The following is an 18,640-nucleotide window of genomic DNA, read 5'->3' as shown; positions in this document are numbered from 1 at the left end:
GTACACAAGTACGCGTGATCGTTGCGTGCGGCCCTCTTGTGGGCCGTCGGGCGCCTGCGCCACCGTGAATCCCCATGGGACGAGAGCAGTGGAAGAAGGTCTGGGTCGGCTCGGCCGGCAACATGGTCGAGTGGTTCGACTGGTTCGTGTACGCCACCTTCGCGGTGTACTTCGCCGACGCGTTCTTCCCGAAGGGGAACGAGACCGCGAACCTCATGAACACCATGGGTATCTTCGCCGTGGGGTTCTTCATGCGGCCCGTCGGCGGCTGGCTGCTCGGCCGGATCGGCGACCGCAGGGGCCGCAAGGCGGCACTGACCCTCACCGTGACCCTGATGTCGGCGTCGGCGATCCTCATCGCGGTCGCCCCCACCTACGGGGTCGCCGGATACGGCGGGGTCGCCGTCCTGCTCGTCGCCCGGCTGCTCCAGGGGCTCTCGGTCGGCGGTGAGTACGCGGCCAGCGCCACCTATCTCACCGAGGCGTCCGCCCCCGGCCGGCGCGGATTCGCCTCCAGCTTCCAGTACGTGTCGATGACCGCCGGCCAACTCGTCGGCCTGGGACTGCAGATCGTCCTCCAGCGCACCCTGTCCGAGGACGCGCTGCACAGCTGGGGCTGGCGCATCCCCTTCATCGTCGGTGCCGTCGGCGCGGCCGTCGTCTTCTATCTGAGGCGCTCGCTGCTGGAGACCGAGGTGTACGCGGAGTCCGGGGCGGCGGCGGACGACAGCCGCGGCACGCTCAAGGCGCTCTGGGCGCACCGCCGGGAGGCGGTGCTGGTGATGGCGCTCACGATGGGCGGCACCGTCGCGTACTACACGTACACGACCTACCTCACCAAGTTCCTCTCCTCCAGCGCCGGAATGAGCAAACCGACCGCCTCGCTCGTCAGCTTCTGCGCGCTGTTCGTCTTCATGTGCGTCCAGCCGCTGGCGGGCATCCTCTCGGACCGGATCGGCCGCCGACCGCTGCTGATCACGTTCGCGGTCGGTTCGACGTTCCTGACCGTGCCGATCATGACGATGCTCAAGCACGCGGGCACGTTCTGGCCGGCCTTCGGCCTGGCGCTGCTCGCGCTGCTCATCGTCACCGGCTACACCTCGATCAACGCGTGCGTGAAGGCGGAACTCTTCCCGACCGGGATCCGCGCACTGGGGGTGGCGCTGCCGTACGCGGTGGCCAACGCGCTCTTCGGGGGGACCGCGGAGTACGTGGCGCTCTGGTTCAAGAAGGCCGGCGCCGAGTCGGGCTTCTACTGGTACGTGGCCGGGTGCGCGGCCGTCTCGCTGGTGGTGTATCTCACGATGCGGGAGACCCGCGACATCGATCTGAACCGCGGCTCCGTCGCGGGCCCCGCCGCCCGCGCCCCGGAGGGCCTGGGAGAGACGAGCCCGTCCGCCCTGTGAGCCGGCGGACCCGCGGGCGTGGTCCGCGCCACGCCCGCGCACGTACTTGACCGCATCGTGAGATTCCCTCTACGGGGAGTGGACCGTGTGGCAGACTGCGACCGTGTCCTCGTTCGCCATGATTATCGGCAGCAGGCGCGCCGGTCCGCAGTGACCGCACCCGTACCACCCCGTACGGCGCGGCCACCGTGCCCCAGACCCGCGCGCTAACCCTTCGCACCCGCGAGGGGTTTTTTCGTTTCCAGGCCCCACCTCGGCCCGGAACGAGGCGCACGCGAAGATGGGGGCAAGTGGAGCCAGACATTCCGGATCCACCCATCCGACAGGAGTCAGAGCAGCATGACCACAGAGGCCAAGGCCACGGACGACAGTTTCCATGTCTTCGACACGACGCTGCGCGACGGCGCCCAGCGCGAGGGCATCAACCTCACCGTCTCGGACAAGCTGACGATCGCCCGGCACCTCGACGACTTCGGCGTGGGATTCATCGAGGGCGGCTGGCCCGGCGCCAACCCCCGCGACACGGAGTTCTTCGCCCGTGCGCAGCAGGAGATCGACTTCCGGCACGCGGAGCTGGTGGCCTTCGGCGCCACCCGCCGGCCGCACACCCGGGCGGAGGACGACCCGCAGCTCAACGCACTCCTGGACTCCGGCGCCCCGGTGATCACCCTGGTGGCCAAGTCCCATGACCGCCATGTGGAACTGGCGCTGCGCACCACGCTCGAAGAGAACCTGGCGATGGTGCGCGACTCCGTCTCCTACCTCCGCGCGCAGGGCCGCCGTGTCTTCCTCGACTGCGAGCACTTCTTCGACGGGTACAAGGTCAATCCGGAGTACGCCAAGTCCGTCGTACGGGCGGCGGCCGAGTCCGGCGCCGATGTCGTCGTCCTCTGCGACACCAACGGCGGGATGCTGCCCGCCCAGATCCAGGCCGTCGTGGCCACGGTCATCGCGGACACCGGCGCGCGTCTCGGCATCCACGCCCAGGACGACACGGGCTGCGCCGTCGCGAACACCCTCGCCGCGGTCGACGCGGGCGCGACCCATGTGCAGTGCACGGCGAACGGCTACGGGGAGCGCGTCGGCAACGCCAACCTGTTCCCGGTCGTCGCCGCCCTGGAGCTGAAGTACGGCAAGACCGTCGTCCCCGAGGGCGCGCTGCCCGAGATGACCCGTATCTCGCACGCCATCGCCGAGGTCGTCAACCTCACGCCCTCCACCCACCAGCCGTACGTGGGTGTCTCCGCCTTCGCGCACAAGGCGGGACTGCACGCCTCCGCGATCAAGGTCGACCCGGACCTCTACCAGCACATCGCCCCCGAGCAGGTCGGCAACACCATGCGGATGCTGGTGTCCGACATGGCGGGCCGCGCCTCCATCGAGCTCAAGGGCAAGGAACTCGGCATCGACCTGGGCGGCGACCGCGAGCTGGTCGCCCGCGTCGTCGACCGCGTCAAGGAGCGTGAGCTCCAGGGCTACACCTACGAGGCCGCCGACGCCTCCTTCGAACTGCTGCTCCGGGAGGAGGCCGAGGGCCGGGCCCGCCGCTACTTCCGCGTCGAGTCCTGGCGCGCGATCGTGGAGAACCGCCCCGACGGCACGCACGCCAACGAGGCGACGGTGAAACTGTGGGCCAAGAGCGAGCGCATCGTCGCGACGGCGGAGGGCAACGGACCGGTCAACGCGCTCGACCGGGCGCTGCGGGTGGGCCTGGAGCGGATCTACCCCCAGCTCGCGAAGCTGGAGCTGACGGACTACAAGGTCCGCATCCTGGAGGGCAGGCACGGTACGGACTCGACCACCCGCGTGCTGATCACCACCAGCGACGGCGCGGCGGAGTGGTCGACGGTGGGCGTCGCGGAGAACGTGATCGCCGCGTCCTGGCAGGCGCTGGAGGACGCGTACACGTACGGGCTGCTGCGGGCCGGGGTGGAACCGGCGGAGTAGGAACTGCCCGCCGGCCGGGCCTGGTTCCGGGCCGGCCGCTCCACCGGGTCCCGGGCCGTGCGGACCTGATCCGGACAGCCCTCAGGCGGACATCCCGTGGGCCGGGCCCCGGGTACCGGTCCGGCCCGGTGCCGTGACGGGTGACGTGGTCTCCAGGGCGTGCCGGAAACCGGTCAGGCCCTCGACCAGGGCGTTCCGTGTCGCGGTGGGCATGGCCGCGATGGACGCGTGCAGGGCTTCCTCCCGGCGGGCCCGCAGGTCCCGCAGATAGGCCTGGCCCTGCGGAGTGAGCCACAGCTCCAGCTCCCGCCGGCTCACCGGGCTGGGCAGGCGCTCCACGAACCCCAGCGCCTGGAGCCGGTCGCACAGCCGGCTGACGGACGACGGGGCGGCGCCCAGTACCTCGCCCAGCGACCGTTGGTTGATGCCTTCCTCCCGGTCCAGCGTGTAGAGCACGCGCAGCTGTGAGGTGGAGGCGGGCGCGGGAGAGACGGCGTCCCTGCCGTGCTCCCAGAGGACTTCCAGGAGCTCGATGACCTCGGACGCCACGTCAGCGGCCTGCTGGGAATGTGGGTTCGAGGCTTTACGGGACAGAGCCATTGCGACAGTGTTTCATGCGCGCCGGCGGTCAGCGCAGAAGCTTCAGGAGGCGCTCGCGCCGCGACCGCGCCGGAGTCCCGGCCGCGTTCTCGTTCCTGGCGGCGGCGTGCCGGGCGGCAGGCACCGGAGCCGGGGGTGCCGCGGGACGGGTGGGGGGCGCCGGATACGACGGGGGCGCGGGGTACTGCGCCTGCCGCTGCTCACCCGTGAAGTAATCGGAGTCCTTGGGCCGCTCGTCCGGCGAGACGCGGGGCCGTGGCGCGGGCTCCAGGTGGGGTATGTGCTTGGAGCAGTGGATGTACGCCTCTTCGACCGACAGGTGTATCCACATCTGCGGCTGCCTGCCGGGCGCCCTGTCGACGGGCAGGTGCGGGTACAGGGCGAAGTGGTCGTGCGCCGAGTACACCTGGGCCCGTCCGTTCACATGCAGCCCGATGTGGTGCTCGGTGAAGTCGATGAAGAGCATGCCGAGATGCGGGTTCTCGGTGATGTTGCCCGCGCTGGCCACCACCCCGTTGCCGCGGTACTCGGGGTAGGTGAGGGTGTGGTCGTCGAGAACGGTGACGAACCCGGGCGGCCCCGCCCGGAAACTCGCGTCGCACTCGCCGTGTGCGTCCGCCGTGGACAGGAACACCATGTACTGCCGTGCGATGAAGTCACTCATGGCCGGGGTGAGGCAGGGCCGCATCTGCCGCTCGTAGAAGCCGGAGGCACGGTCCGCCGTCCCCAGCGCCTCCTGCAGCAGCCTCTCCCCGGGAGAGCCGAACGTCCCGTCATAGGTGGTCACAGCTGATCCTCTTCCTCCTGGGCGCGAGCCCTGCGCAGTGACGAGGCGAGTGCGGGCGCACCCCATGGGTCGTAGTGCAGCTTCTCCGGTGCGAGACCGCGCCGGAGCAGGACATCGGCCGCCGCGGAGATCATCTGCTGGGGGCCGCTGAGGTACGCCTCGTGCCGGTGCCAGGGGCCGAACTCGGCCAGCACCTGGGGGAGGGAGCCGGTGCGGCCCACGATGTTCTGTTCGGAGACCGCCGCTCGGACCGTGAGCCAGGGATGGCGCTGGGACATCCGGAGCATGTCGTCGAGGCCGTACAGCTCCTCGGCCGTCCTGGCGCCGACGAACAGATCGACACTGCGCCGGTGTGAGATGCCCTGCCGGGCGACCTCCTCGATCAGGGCCCGGATGGGGGCGAGCCCGGTGCCGCCCGCCACACAGAGCAGGTCGTCACGGGACGCGGGGTCGATGGCCATGTCCCCCTGGGGCGGCCCGACCCGCAGCCAGTCGCCGACAGACGTGTGGTCGACCAGGGCCTGGCTGACCCGGCCGCCCGGAACCGACCGGATGTGGAAGGTCAGGACCGAGTCCGCACGCGGTGCGTGGGCGGGGGAGTAGTGGCGCCACTCCCTGGGCCACCACGGCGATTCGACGCTCAGGTACTGGCCCGCGGTGTAGAAGTACGGCTGGTCGGGCTGCACGGTGATCTCCGCGATGCCGCTCTGGTGGCGTACGTGCCCGATCACCCGGGCGTTCCAGACCGCGGGGGAGTGCTGGGCGTCCTGCTCGGCGGCCCGCACCATGATGTCCGCGACCGCCCCGTACGCGCGTTCCCAGGCACCGGCGATCTCCGGGGTCCAGGCCGGGCCGGCGAACCGGGCCAGCGTGTCGAGGAGGCACTCGCCGACCGCCGGGTAGTGGGCGGCCTGCGTACCGAACTTGCGGTGGTCCCGGCCCAGATGGGAACAGAAGCGGGTCAGGCTCTCGGGGTCGTCGACGAGTTCGACGATCCGCAGGAGCGCTCGGAGCAGCCGGTCACGCTGCACGTCCATGTTGGCGGGGAAGAGTGCGCGAACCGCCGGATACCGGGCGAAGAGGATCGCGTAGAAGTAGACCGCGAGTTCCTCGACGTGCGGCTCGACCACCGCGAGGCTGGCCCGGATGAGCGCCGTGTCGCTCTGCCCGTCGGACGGCGCCCCCGGCGTCTGCGGCGTCTGCGGCCGGGGTGCGGACTCCGCGCCCGGCGGGGGCGCCGGCTCGGGCGCGCGCACACCGTGCGTCACGGGCTCGGGCGCGGCGGGGCCCCGACGGAACCAGGTGCCGCCGCCATTGTGCGGCGCGTCCCTCACCGTGCGCCGGTTGAGCGGCGCGACGCGGACGGGCCTTCGGCCTCGTCGCGTATTCCGGTCGGACCAGGTCTGTCCCTCATGTGTTTCCGAACTCCTCGGCTCCGTGGATCCTGCGGGGCTTGCCGACCGCAGGGCGGATCCAAGCAGCGACAGTTCCAGTTCCTTTGCGGCAGCCATTGAAGCGAGGGGTTGATCGCGGCGCAAGCCGTGTCCGGCAGCGGGCCGTCCACATGCTGGACGCGGCCCGTCCATGGGGCGTCTGCCACAAGGGGCAGACAGTTGTCCGTATGTGCGATCATCACGACTGTGGACAGTTTCACAGCTGTGGAGCGGGCGCTTCGCACGGCGGCGCCCCACTTGCTGGTCGATGTCGTCACCGAAGCTCTGCGTGAGCACTGCGGTGCCGTGAGTGTCGTGCTGCGCATGGCCGATTACGCGGTGACCACCTTGCAGGTGGTCGAGCCCGTCCCCCTCACATCGGATCCCGTCCCCGTCCACGACAGCCCGCAGGGTCGTGCGTTCGGTGCGCAGGAGCCCTACGTGCAGCGCGTCAGGGGCAGCGGGCTGGTGGTCGTGCATCTGCCCGTCACCATTCGCGGGGACCGCATGGGCACCCTGTCGGTGAGCATCCCCGATGACCGGTACCAGGAGGCCGTGCTCCCCGAACTGGTACACATCTGCGAAGCCCTCGGACACGAGATCCTCGTCGCGGAACGCGATACCGATCTGTATACCCTGGCCCGCCGGGCCGCCCGGCTGACGCTGGCCGCCGAGATCCAGTGGCAGCTGCTCCCCGGGCGCTCGCTGGACCGCCCCGAATTCTCACTCGGCGCCCATCTGGAGCCCGCGTACGCCATCTTCGGCGACAACTACGACTGGACGGTCTCCGCCGACACCCTGACACTGACCGTGACCAACGGCATGGGAAACGGGATCGACGCGGCGCTCCTCACCAGCCTCGCGACCAACGCCCTGCGCAACGCGCGGCGCGCGGGCATCGGCCTGGCGGACCAGGCGTACCTGGCCGACCAGGCCCTCTACGCGCAGTACCGGGGCGAGGCCCATGTCGCCGTGCTCCTGATGCGTTTCGACCTGGCGACGGGCGATGTGGAGGTCGTGGACGCGGGTTCGCCCCGGCTGTGGCGGATGCGCGGCCGCACGGTCGATCAGGTCCGTTTCGAGGCCCAGATGCCGCTCGGCATGTTCGAGGACACCCAGTACACCAGCGAGCACTTCCAGGTGCTGGACGGCGACCGTCTGCTGTTCGGGAGCGACGGCGTGTACGACACCCGGTCGGCGACCGGTGAGGTGTACGGGGAGAAGGCCCTGGCCCGCTCGATGAGCTCCACCCGCTTCCTGCCCCCGCCGCAGGTTCCGCGCGCCGTGCTGCGCGAACTGGCCGCCTACCGCAACGACGCACCGCTCGCCGATGACGCTCTGGTCGTCTGCGTCGACTGGGCGGGACGCGGCTGACCCGGGGCGGCCGTGGCAGCGGAGGGCGCGGCCGCGCCCTCCGCCCGTGCCCCGTTACGCGGGGGCGCCGGCCGGCGCCGGCCAGGCGGCCGGGAGGTGGCTGAGGCCCCGGTTGCGCAGCTGGGCGTAGCCGGGACGGATCGTCTGGTCGATCAGCGCGAGGCGTTCGTCGAAGGGGATGAAGGCGGACTTCATCGCGTTCACGGTGAACCACTCCATCTCGTCCAGGCCGTAGCCGAAGGTGTCGGCCAGGTGCTGGAACTCCTGCGTCATCGTGGTGCCGCTGACCAGCCGGTTGTCCGTGTTGACGCAGACGCGGAACTTCAGCCGCCGCAGCAGGTCGACGGGGTGTCCGGCGTACGAGGAGGCCGCGCCCGTCTGGAGGTTGGAGGTCGGGCAGACCTCCAGCGCGATGCGGTGGTCCCGTACGTAGGTGGCCAGCCGGCCGAGCGTGACCGAGCCGTCGGCGGCGACGGTGATGTCGTCGGTGATCCGGACTCCGTGCCCGATGCGGTGGGCCCCGCAGCGCTGCACCGCCCCCTGGATGGAGGGCAGACCGACGACCTCACCGGCGTGGATCGTGATGTGCGCGCCTGAGGCCCTGAGGTGGTCGAAGGCGTCCACGTGCCGCTCCGGCGGGTTGCCTGTCTCGGCACCGGCGATGTCGAAGCCGACGACGCCGGAGTCACGGTAGGCAAGGGTCAGTTCGGCGATCTCCCGGGAGCGCTCGGCGTGCCGCATGGCGGTCAGCAGTGTGCCGACCCGGATGGCGTGACCGCTCGCCGCGGCCCGGCGCTCCCCCTCGCGGAAGCCGTCGTTGACGGCCTCGACGACCTGCTCCAGGCTCAGCCCGCCCTCCAGGTGCTGCTCGGGCGCGTAGCGGATCTCGGCGTAGACGACACCGTCGGCGGCCAGGTCCTCGGCGGCCTCGGCGGCGACGCGGTACAGCGCCTCGCGGGTCTGCAGGACGGCGCAGGTGTGCGCGAAGGTCTCCAGGTACCGCTCCAGGGAGCCGGAGTCGGCGGCATCGCGGAACCATCCGCCGAGCTGCGCGGCCCCGGCCGTCGGCAGCCCCGCATAGCCGGCGTCACGGGCGAGTTCGACGATGGTGGCCGGGCGCAGGCCGCCGTCCAGGTGGTCGTGCAGCAGAACCTTCGGCGCCTGGCGTATCTGCTCCTGGCCGAGTCCGGCGGTGCTGACGGTGCGCGCGATGCTGGGGGAGGTGTTGTCTGACAAGTGCATGGGAGGGGAGTGTAGTCCCGGCACGACGGAAGGCGAACGTGGGCCGCCCCGGGGGTGGGCCCGGACCCGCCGTACCGGGCCCGCGGTCAGCGCGACTGCCAGACCGGCAGCGCCGGAGCCCCCGTCGGCAGCATGTACTTGGCCGCCAGGACAGGCGTCCGCCCGGCCTGGATCACCTGCGTCACCAGGACGGCCGGAGTGTCCGCGGGCCGGTCGAACTGCGCGCCGCGACGGCTGCCGAGCATCGTGGCGACCATGGTCGACGAGCCCTTCAGGGCCATACCCCGCCCCGCCTCCAGCAGCAGCCGGAGCATGGTCGAGGGTGCGCCCGGCGCGGTGTCGAGCGCCTGCGCCGGCCTGAGGCCGAGACCCGTGAGCGTCTCGTCGGTGGCCGCCCACTCGTGGGCGAGACAGGACGGCAGGGAGTTGACCTCGATCATGCTCTCCCAGAAGCGGACCTCGCCGCGGGCGGGGAGCAGCAGGTGCTGTGCGGAGAAGTCGGTCGGCTCCTCCAGGGTCTGTGCCAGCCGTACGGTACGGACCGCCGCACCCGCGCCGAGCAGGTCCTCCATCGGCTTGAGAGTCTCGAAGCCGCGCTGCGGCGGGTGGTGGTTCACGGTGCGGCCCACCCCGCGCCGCACCGTGATGACCCCGTCCTCCTGGAGCAGGATCAACGCCTCGCGCAGCGCGGGCCGGCTGACCCCCAGGTCGGCGGCGAGCCGGGGCTCGGTCGGCAGTTGGGAGCCGGGCGGGTAGACGCCCTGATGCACCGCTTCCACGATCCGCTCGTACAGGACGACGACCGGGCGCCGCTGCTGTTGTCTGTCAGCCATAGCCATCTCCTGGGGTGTCATCGGGCTGTCCCGGCTGCCGCCGCCGGGCCGCTCAGCCTACGCAGTACGGCTGCGGGCTGCGGTGTTGTCGCCCGGTGGGGGAGGCGGGCCCGGCGGGGTCGGGCCCGCCGGTGACGCTTGACAGCTCTTCGCGTGCGGAGGTAGACCAGACCTCCATCACGCCTTGTCTGACAAGTAAGCGGACGTGCGTGAAAAGCGTTCCGGGCGCGGCGGCGCCGCCGCCCCGGGAGCGCCGGCTGCCGCACCGCCGCACACATCGGCGACACCGGCCGGCAGCGGCGGACACCCGGGCCGACCTGCCCCCCCGTCATCGCTCTCGCCGTCCGTCGGCGGTCCCCAGGGCCGCTCCGTACTCCCCGCCCCGCCCTTCCCTCCTAGGAGTCGCCATGTCGACGTGTGCCGACAGCCCGGACACGCCACGGTCGGACAGCCGTCCCGGCATGCTGCTGGCGCTGGCGCTGGCCGTGCTCGGTTACCAGCTCAACGCCACCATGCTCAGCCCGGCCCTCCCCGACGTCATGCGCCGACTGCACACCACCAGCGGGCTCGTCGGGCTCTCGCAGACCCTGTTCTTCCTGTTCGCGGCGGTCGGGCAGGTCACCCTGGCCCGGCTCAGCGACTACCGGGGCCGCAAGCCGATGATGCTGCTGGGCTGCTTCCTGGTCATCGCGGGCGACATCGCCTGCGCCGCGGCCCCCGACATCGGGGTGTTCCTCGCGGGGCGCGTCCTCCAGGGCTTCTCCGCCGCCCTGTTCACCCTGGCGTTCCTGACTCTGAACGACACCCTCTCGCCCAAGGGCTTCGGCCGCGCCGCGGGCATCATCACCGCCGTCAACGGCGGATTCGCGGGGGTGGACGCGGTGTTCGGCGGCCGCCTGGCCGACACCGTCGGCTTCCGGGGCATCTTCCTGGCCGGTCTCGTCGTGTCGGTGGCCGGCACCCTCGCCGTGTACCGGACCGTCCCCGCCACACCGCCGACCGCGACGGGCCAAATGGACTGGCGCGGCACGTCCTTCCTCGCCCTCGGGCTGACGGGCGTACTGATCGGCCTGGCGCAGGGCGAGTCCTGGGGCTGGCTGTCCGTGCCCACCGCGGGCTGCGTGCTGGGCGGCCTCGCCTTCCTGGTCATGTTCGCCCTGGCCGGCCGGGGTACCCGGGACGCCGTCATCGACACGAAGCTGCTCGTCTCGCGCCGCGCCTGGCCGCTGCTGGCCACGACCGTGCTGACCCTGGCCGGTGCCTTCGGGGCGCTCACCCTCACCGTGCCCCTGTTCACCCAGGACCCGCACGCCGGTTACGGAATGAGCGCCACGCACGCGGCACTGCTGTTCGCCACCCCGGCCCAGGCCATCGGCGTGATCGGCGCTCCCCTCGCGGGCATAGTCGGCCCGCGGATCGGCTGGCGCCGCAGCGTGGTCCTCGGCTCGGCCGGCTCGCTGATCGCCTTCGCCGTCGCGGTGCCGTTCATGACCCACCAGTGGACCTTCGCGGTCGCGCTCGCGGTGCTCGGCATCACGTACAACGGCCTGAGCGTCACCGCGCTCAACGGCCTGGCCGTCCTCTCGTCCCCGGAGGAGCAGAAGGGTGCGCTGCCCGGTCTGAACGGAGCCTGCTTCGGCATCGGCGCCTCCCTCGGGACGGCGCTCGCCTCCGCCCTGATCACGGTCGCCGGAAGCGGCGGCGCACAGGGCGCGGACCTCTACGCGCCCGCCCTGTGGGCCTCCTGCGGACTGCTCGCCGTGGCGATGGTGACGACGCTGGCGATCAAGGCCGTACCGAAGGGGGCGGCGGAGGCGGACGGACCCCGGGCGGCGGTGCCCGCCCTGCACGGGTGAGCGGGGCGGCTGCGGTCTCCTGGGGGGCCGTGTCCGGTTCCTGGTTCATGGCGCGCGGGCAGGACCACATGTGACTCAGCTCTTCGCCGATCACCGGGAGATCGCCGGATCGTCGTCATGCCAGGTGGCTGACCTGCGCTCTCCGGGGCGGTTTCCACCTCACGTAGAATCTGGTCGGTCATACAAGGGGTCAAGATCAACTTCTCTTGACCTCAGTGGATTCAACCACTAGCTTGCGATGGAAGTAGACCTGTAACCACCGAAGGAGGCGACCAGCAGATGTACACCTGCTCTGATCTGGCTCGCCTCGCCCGCCTTACGGTCTGGATTCCGGGTCAGGTCGCGCACGGCTGCTGAGCACGCCGTTCTGATGTGCCCGATCGCGGCACATCTCTGATGTCCCCACACCACACTTCCCGGCACAGCGCTGTCGCGTGCCGATGTGCGCCCGCCCCTCTTACGCGGCGCGTCTGAACACAGAAAGCTGCCTGAAATTGGCGAACATGATGAACCGACCTGCCCAGCCGCGAAATGACGGCCCGTCATGGTAGCGGCCCGGATCACGGTGAACGGGACGGAAACTCCGATCGCACCGGCCGCACCCCAGACCACGGTGCTGGATTTTCTGCGCGAGCGCGGCCTCACCGGCACCAAGGAGGGCTGCGCCGAGGGTGAGTGCGGCGCCTGTTCGGTCCTGGTGGCCCGCCCCGGCGTGAACAAGCCCACCGACTGGGTGGCGGTCAACGCCTGCCTGGTCCCGGCCGCGGCGCTGGACGGCCAGGAGGTCATCACCTCCGAAGGCCTCGCCACCCCCGGCGAACCCGGAACTCCGCCCGGCCTGCACCCCGTGCAGGAGGAGATGGCGGTCCGTGGCGGCTCCCAGTGCGGTTACTGCACACCGGGCTTCATCTGCAGCATGGCCGCCGAGTACTACCGCCCCAACCGCTGCGCGCACGCGGAACCGGCGCCCGCGGCGGGCACGGCCGAAACCGTCGACGCCGAGCACGGTCCGAACGGGTTCGATCTGCACGCGCTGAGCGGCAACCTGTGCCGCTGTACGGGATACCGCCCGATCCGCGATGCCGCGTTCGCGGTCGGTACGCCCGCCGACGAGGACCCGCTGGCCCGGCGTCGCGAGCAGTCCCCGCCCGCACCGGTCGCCACCGAATACACCCAGGGCGACAGCGTGTTCCTGCGGAGGAACACCCTCGCCGAGACGCTGCAACTGCTGCGCGAGCGGCCCGACGCGGTGGTGGTCGCCGGATCCACGGACTGGGGCGTCGAGGTGAACATCCGTTCCCGCAGGGCGGACTGCGTGGTCGCCGTCGACCGGCTGTCCGAGATGCGGGAGCTGCGGGTCGCGTCGGACCACATCGAGATCGGGGCGGCGCTGACGCTCACCGAGATCGAACGCCGCCTCGACGGCAGCGTCCCGCTGCTGGCGGAGCTGTTCCCGCAGTTCGCCTCCCGGCTCATCCGTAACGGAGCAACCCTCGGCGGCAATCTGGGTACCGGATCGCCCATCGGTGACAGCCCGCCCGTGCTGCTCGCGCTGGACGCCTCGGTGGTGCTCGCCGACGCCGACGGGGAGCGCGTGGTCCCGCTGGCGGACTACTTCACCGGCTACCGGCAGAGTGTGCGCCGTCCCGGCGAACTGATCCGTGCGGTGCGCATCCCGCTGCCGCTGGCGCCGGTCGTGGCCTTCCACAAGATCGCCAAGCGGCGTTTCGACGACATCTCCAGCGTGGCCGTCGCCTTCGCGCTGGACATCGAGGGAGGGATCGTCCGCACGGCACGCATCGGCCTGGGCGGCGTGGCCGCCACCCCGATCCGCTCCCTGGCCACCGAAGCGGCCCTGGAGGGCAAGCCGTGGACGGCGGAGACCGTCGAGGCCGCGGCCCCCGTACTGCGGGCCGAGGGCACCCCGATGAACGACCATCGCGCCAGCGCCGACTACCGCTCCGCGATGCTCGGCCAGAGCCTGCTGAAGCTGTACGCGCAAACCACTGAGGCGGTGCCGTCATGAGCCATCTGTCCGAGATTCCCGAAAAGCCTGTCGTCGGTGTTTCGATGCCGCACGAGAGCGCGTTCCTGCACGTCACCGGTACCGCTCTCTACACCGATGACCTGGTCCAGCGCACCAAGGACGTCCTGCACGCGTACCCGGTCCAGGTCATGAAGGCGCACGGCCGGATCACCGCGCTCCGCACCGAGCCCGCGCTCGCCGTGCCCGGCGTGGTGCGCGTCCTGACCGGTGCCGACGTGCCGGGCGTCAACGACGCGGGCATGAAGCACGACGAGCCGCTGTTTCCCGACGAGGTCAAGTTCCACGGTCACGCGGTCGCCTGGGTGCTCGCCGAAACCCTGGAGGCGGCCCGGCTCGGCGCGGCGGCCGTCGAGGTGGACATCGACGAACAGCCCTCCCTGATCACGCTGCGGGACGCGATCGCGGCCGGCAGCTATCACGGCGCCCAGCCCGTGATGCTGACCGGGGACACCGACGCGGGCTTCGCCGGAGCCGCGCACGTGTTCACCGGCGAGTTCCAGTTCGCCGGCCAGGAGCACTTCTATCTGGAGACGCATGCGGCGCTGGCCCAGATCGACGAGAACGGGCAGGTGTTCATCCAGAGCAGCACCCAGCACCCCTCGGAGACCCAGGAAATCGTCGCGCACGTACTCGGCCTGCCCAGCCACGAGGTGACGGTGCAGTGCCTGCGGATGGGCGGCGGCTTCGGCGGCAAGGAGATGCAGCCGCACGGGTTCGCGGCCGTCGCCGCGCTCGGCGCCAAGCTGACCGGCCGGCCGGTCCGGTTCCGGCTCAACCGGACGCAGGACCTGACCATGTCCGGCAAGCGGCACGGGTTCCACGCCGAGTGGCGGATCGGCTTCGACGCGGACGGCCGCATCCAGGCCCTGGACGCCACTCTGACCGCGGACGGCGGCTGGAGCCTGGACCTGTCCGAGCCGGTGCTGGCCCGTGCGCTGTGTCACATCGACAACACCTACTGGATTCCCAACGCCCGCGTCGCCGGTCGCATCGCCAAGACCAACACGGTCTCCAACACCGCGTTCCGCGGCTTCGGGGGGCCGCAGGGCATGCTGGTGATCGAGGACATCCTGGGCCGCTGCGCGCCGCTGCTCGGCCTGGATCCGATGGAGCTGCGGGAGCGCAACTTCTACCAGCCGGGCCAGGGCCAGACGACACCGTACGGACAGCCGATCACGCAGGCCGAACGGATCTCCAGCGTCTGGCAGCAGGTCCAGGAGAACGCCGGTGTCGCCGATCGCAAGCGCGAGATCGCCGCGTTCAACGCCGCGCACCCGCACACCAAGCGGGCGCTCGCGATCACCGGCATCAAGTTCGGCATCTCGTTCAACCTCACCGCCTTCAACCAGGGCGGCGCGCTGGTGCTGATCTACAAGGACGGCTCGGTCCTGATCAACCACGGCGGTACCGAGATGGGCCAGGGCCTGCACACCAAGATGCTGCAGGTGGCCGCGACCACGCTCGGGATCCCGCTGCACAAGGTCCGGCTGGCCCCGACGCGTACCGACAAGGTGCCCAACACCTCTGCCACCGCTGCCAGTTCCGGTGCGGACCTCAACGGCGGGGCGGTGAAGAACGCCTGTGAGCAGCTGCGCGGGCGGCTCCTGCAGGTGGCGGCCTCCCGGCTGGGTGCGAACGCCTCGGACGTGCGCATCGTCGAGGGCGTCGCGCGGGCCCTCGGCAGCGACCAGGAGCTGGCCTGGGACGACCTGGTGCACACCGCGTACTTCCAGCGGGTCCAGCTGTCGGCGTCCGGTTTCTACCGGACCGAGGGACTGCACTGGGACGCGAAGGGCTTCAAGGGCTCGCCGTTCAAGTACTTCGCCCACGGTGCCGCCGCGACGGAGGTGGAGGTCGACGGCTTCACCGGTGCGTACCGCGTCCGGCGGGTGGACATCGTCCACGATGTCGGCGACAGCCTGTCCCCGATGATCGACATCGGTCAGGTCGAGGGTGGTTTCGTACAGGGTGCGGGCTGGCTGACGCTTGAGGACCTGCGCTGGGACACCGGCGACGGGCCGAACCGGGGCCGGCTGCTGACCCAGGCAGCGAGCACCTACAAGCTGCCGAGCTTCTCGGAGATGCCCGAGGAGTTCAACATCACGCTCATGGAGAACGCGACCGAGGAGGGGGCGGTGTTCGGGTCCAAGGCGGTGGGTGAGCCCCCGCTGATGCTGGCCTTCTCCGTGCGGGAAGCGCTGCGGCAGGCCGCCGCCGCGTTCGGGCCGGACGGGATCAGCGTCGACCTGGCCTCGCCCGCGACGCCCGAGGCGATGTACTGGGCGATCCAGGCGGCTCGCCGGAGCGATGCCTCCGGGGAGAACGACCACACCCGGAACGACCACACCCGTAACGGGTCCACCGCTGACGGGATCGCCGCCAACGGGCAGGCCGCGAACGGCACGACCCGGACTGTCGCAGAAGCCCTGAGCGGGGCCTGACATGACATGGGTCACCGCGGTCGCACGGTTGCGAGCGCGCCGGGAGCCCGGCGTGCTGGCGACCATCACGACCGTGCGCGGTCATGCCCCGCGGGACGCCGGCGCGAAACTCGTTGTGGGGCAGACCGAGACATGGGGCTCGATCGGTGGCGGCAATGTCGAAGCCGTCGTGATCGATCGGTCCCGGGAGATGATCGCCGTGGCCAAGCCGGAGCCGGAGCTGCTTGATTTCACCCTGAACGACAAGGTGACCAACCAGCACGGTGTGCAGTGCTGCGGCGGCACGGTCTCGGTGCTGCTCGAACCGCTGCCGGCCGTACGGTCGGTGGCGGTCTTCGGGGTCGGGCACGTAGGGCTGGAACTGGTGCGCATCCTGGCACGCCAGGACCTCGACCTCCATCTGGTCGACAGCCGCGCCGACATCCTCACCGAGCGGCGGCTGGGCGTGCTCGCGGACGCGGTGGCGCAGGTGCACGTGCATCACACGCCGCTGCTGCCCGAGGAGGTGCTGGAGAAGCTGCCGGAAGGCACCCACGTCCTGATCATGACCCATGATCATGCCGAGGACGCCGCTCTGTGCGACGCCGCCCTGCGCACGACCCATCTCGGTTCCATCGGGTTGATCGGGTCGGCGGCCAAGTGGGGGCGGTTCCGCAAGCGCCTTGCCACCGAGGGCGGTCATGACGCGGCCACCATCGACCGGATCAAGACCCCCATCGGGCTGGCCGACATCGGCGGCAAGGAACCCGCGACCATCGCCGTGAGCGTCGCGGCCGATGTGCTGCGCACCCTCGAAACCGAGGGGAGCTGACTCTCCGACCGGATCGGCAGGGGCCCGCTCCGGGCGGGCCCCTGCTTGACCCGAGACGTACAGACCGGGGTCCGGGGCCTTCCGTAACGGGAGGCCTCAGGCCTCGGTCTTCTCGTCCACGGGTGCCGCGGGCTGTTCCTGAGCGGCGGACTCCGCCGCGAGCAGCAGGGCCTCGGTGCGGCTGGGGGCGGTGGTGAAGATCCCTTCCACCCCGGTGACGTCGAACAGGCGCTGTACCTGCTGGTGCACCGGGCCCGCCAGGTAGAACGCCCCGTTGGTGTTGGCCCAGAGCAGCATGTTCAGCGCGCTGGAGTCGGCGAACGTGACCCGGGACAGGTCCAGAACGACCGGCCGCCGGGCGTCGAAGGCGCCCGAGACAGCTTCCCGGACCGGCGGTGCTGCGTCGATGTCGATGTCTCCGACCGGTACGACCACGGTGACGGCGCCCTCCTCGAAGCAGGACACACCGCCCCGCTCGCCGCCCTGGCCCGGAGGCACGCTAACAGTTGTCATTCGGCAATGATCGCATGATCGTCCCGTCTTGGCGAGAGTCGTCCGGCCTCCGGGCCCGGCCGCGTCTCACAGGAAGCGTCTGATCGGGATGACAGCCGTCTCCCGCAGCCGCTCGGTCAGTGCGCGACGGCTCCAGCGGGCGGGGTCGATCGCCTCGCTGCGCTTGAGGTCGGCGTCGAAGTCGGCGTCGAGCGCCGCGGTGAACGTCTCGTCCAGGACCGCGAGCATGACCTCTTCGTCGTGTTCGAGGGACCGCCGGTTGAAGTTGGTCGACCCGATGAGCGACGCGACATGGTCCACCGTGATGATCTTGGTGTGCAGCATGGTGGGCTGGTACTCGCGGATCTCGACACCGGCGGCCAGCAGGGCGGCGTAGTGGTGCCGCCCCGCGAGCCGGCAGGCGCGCTGGTCGGTGTGCGGACCCGGCAGGAGGATCTCCACCCGCACCCCGCGCCGCGCCGTGGCACACAGCAGCTCGATGAAGTACGTGTCCGGCGCGAAATAGGCGGTGGCCAGCCGGAAGCGCTCCTCGGCGGAGGTCAGCATCACGCGGATCAGGGTCTGGAGGTCCTGCCACCCGAAGCTGGCCGAACCGCGGACCACCTGGACGGTGGCCTCGCCGGGCTGGGCGTGTTCCGTGAAGCGGTCGCGGTCGTCGAACAGTTCGTCGTGGCACTCCGCCCAGTTCTGGGCGAAAGCGGCGGCGATCCCGTCGACGGCGGGCCCGCGCAGCCGAACGTGGGTGTCGCGCCACTCGGTCGAGTCCCGGGCGTCGCCGCACCACTCCTCCGCGATGCCCACGCCGCCGGTGAAGGCCGTGTGCTCGTCCACGACGAGCGCCTTGCGGTGGCAGCGGTGGTTCTGCTTGAGGGGCGAGAGCCTGGCGGGCTTGCGGAACCACGCGACCTGCACTCCGGCGGCGTCCATGGTGTCGAGCAGATCCTGCTCGATCTCCTTGGCGCCGAAGCCGTCGAGCAGGAGCCGCACCCGGACACCGGCCCGTGCGCGGTCCGCCAGAGCCGTCGCGAAGTCGTGGGCTATCTGCCCGCGCCAGTACACGAAGGTCATCAGGTCGATGGTGTGCTCTGCGGCACGGACGGCGTCCAGCATGGCGGGGAAGATCTCGTCCCCGTTGCGCAGTGGTACGAGTTCATTGCCCTCGGTGGCGGCGATCCCGATCAGCCGCTCCAGCCGTCTTCGCAGCCGCTGCTTGCGCCCCTGGGCGTCTGCCTGCGGTGCCACTGTCTCCTGCTGCACGGGTGCCTGCCTCCTCCTCGTCGCCGCACCGTGGTGCGCGACGACGATGAGGAGCGTAGGCGCTCTGCGTCCGGCGGAGGATTCCGTACTCAT

The 18,640-nt window shown here is 70.8% G+C and carries 14 protein-coding genes; 7 read left to right on the top strand and 7 right to left on the bottom strand.

Features of this window, described 5'->3' with window-relative positions; all coding sequences use genetic code 11:
* The first annotated feature begins 74 nt into the window (after positions 1-74).
* Positions 75-1,406 carry an MFS transporter gene (locus tag OG285_RS08440; RefSeq protein WP_371790634.1) on the top strand — a complete coding sequence of 444 codons (1,332 nt, stop codon included), beginning with the start codon at positions 75-77 and terminating at the stop codon, positions 1,404-1,406.
* 339 nt (positions 1,407-1,745) lie between these two features.
* A complete protein-coding gene (gene cimA, locus OG285_RS08435; protein WP_356826936.1) occupies positions 1,746-3,353 on the top strand; it encodes a citramalate synthase in 1,608 nt (535 codons plus the stop codon).
* A gap of 81 nt (positions 3,354-3,434) precedes the next feature.
* On the opposite strand, the gene OG285_RS08430 is transcribed toward cimA, so the two are convergent.
* From OG285_RS08430 to OG285_RS08420, 3 genes are read right to left on the bottom strand one after another with little or no spacing between them, the layout of a single operon-like run.
* Positions 3,435-3,953 (bottom strand): MarR family transcriptional regulator, encoded by a 519-nt coding sequence (locus OG285_RS08430; RefSeq protein ID WP_356826935.1) that lies wholly within the window; start codon positions 3,951-3,953, stop codon positions 3,435-3,437.
* Between the two features lie 28 nt (positions 3,954-3,981).
* Positions 3,982-4,740: a pyridoxamine 5'-phosphate oxidase family protein gene (locus tag OG285_RS08425; protein WP_371790633.1), complete on the bottom strand. Its 759-nt coding sequence runs from the start codon at positions 4,738-4,740 to the stop codon at positions 3,982-3,984.
* A complete protein-coding gene (locus OG285_RS08420) occupies positions 4,737-6,074 on the bottom strand; it encodes a globin domain-containing protein (protein ID WP_356826933.1) in 1,338 nt (445 codons plus the stop codon). The genes OG285_RS08425 and OG285_RS08420 overlap by 4 nt, the downstream gene beginning before the upstream one ends.
* Positions 6,075-6,380: 306 nt before the next feature.
* Between OG285_RS08420 and OG285_RS08415 the strand changes: the two genes are divergently transcribed.
* Positions 6,381-7,547 (top strand): PP2C family protein-serine/threonine phosphatase, encoded by a 1,167-nt coding sequence (locus OG285_RS08415; RefSeq protein ID WP_356826932.1) that lies wholly within the window; start codon positions 6,381-6,383, stop codon positions 7,545-7,547.
* A gap of 54 nt (positions 7,548-7,601) precedes the next feature.
* Here OG285_RS08415 and OG285_RS08410 read toward each other — a convergent pair whose 3' ends face one another.
* Together OG285_RS08410 and OG285_RS08405 are read right to left on the bottom strand one after the other, a co-directional pair.
* Positions 7,602-8,789, bottom strand: coding sequence for an adenosine deaminase (locus OG285_RS08410; protein WP_371790632.1), 1,188 nt, complete (start codon positions 8,787-8,789; stop codon positions 7,602-7,604).
* Between the two features lie 86 nt (positions 8,790-8,875).
* Positions 8,876-9,622 carry a GntR family transcriptional regulator gene (locus tag OG285_RS08405; protein WP_371790631.1) on the bottom strand — a complete coding sequence of 249 codons (747 nt, stop codon included), beginning with the start codon at positions 9,620-9,622 and terminating at the stop codon, positions 8,876-8,878.
* A gap of 407 nt (positions 9,623-10,029) precedes the next feature.
* Between OG285_RS08405 and OG285_RS08400 the strand changes: the two genes are divergently transcribed.
* From OG285_RS08400 to xdhC, 4 genes are all read left to right on the top strand, one after another.
* A complete protein-coding gene (locus tag OG285_RS08400) occupies positions 10,030-11,478 on the top strand; it encodes an MFS transporter (protein ID WP_371790630.1) in 1,449 nt (482 codons plus the stop codon).
* Positions 11,479-12,022: 544 nt separating this feature from the next.
* Complete coding sequence (locus OG285_RS08395) at positions 12,023-13,504, top strand: xanthine dehydrogenase small subunit (protein ID WP_371790629.1); 1,482 nt, start codon at positions 12,023-12,025, stop codon at positions 13,502-13,504.
* A complete protein-coding gene (gene xdhB / locus OG285_RS08390) occupies positions 13,501-15,966 on the top strand; it encodes a xanthine dehydrogenase molybdopterin binding subunit (protein ID WP_371790628.1) in 2,466 nt (821 codons plus the stop codon). The genes OG285_RS08395 and xdhB overlap by 4 nt, the downstream gene beginning before the upstream one ends.
* A gap of 1 nt (position 15,967) precedes the next feature.
* Positions 15,968-16,777 (top strand): xanthine dehydrogenase accessory protein XdhC, encoded by an 810-nt coding sequence (gene xdhC, locus OG285_RS08385; RefSeq protein ID WP_356836870.1) that lies wholly within the window; start codon positions 15,968-15,970, stop codon positions 16,775-16,777.
* 96 nt (positions 16,778-16,873) lie between these two features.
* On the opposite strand, the gene OG285_RS08380 is transcribed toward xdhC, so the two are convergent.
* Positions 16,874-17,290, bottom strand: a complete 417-nt coding sequence (locus tag OG285_RS08380; RefSeq protein ID WP_371790627.1) for an STAS domain-containing protein — start codon at positions 17,288-17,290, stop codon at positions 16,874-16,876.
* 66 nt (positions 17,291-17,356) lie between these two features.
* Positions 17,357-18,547, bottom strand: coding sequence for a phosphatidylserine/phosphatidylglycerophosphate/cardiolipin synthase family protein (locus OG285_RS08375; RefSeq protein WP_371790626.1), 1,191 nt, complete (start codon positions 18,545-18,547; stop codon positions 17,357-17,359).
* Positions 18,548-18,640 lie beyond the last annotated feature (93 nt).

The organism is Streptomyces sp. NBC_01471 (assembly GCF_041438865.1).
In the GTDB taxonomy this organism is placed as follows: domain Bacteria; phylum Actinomycetota; class Actinomycetes; order Streptomycetales; family Streptomycetaceae; genus Streptomyces.
The sequence above is the reverse complement of the archived record's forward strand: the minus strand, read 5'-3'. Positions and strand labels throughout refer to the sequence as shown.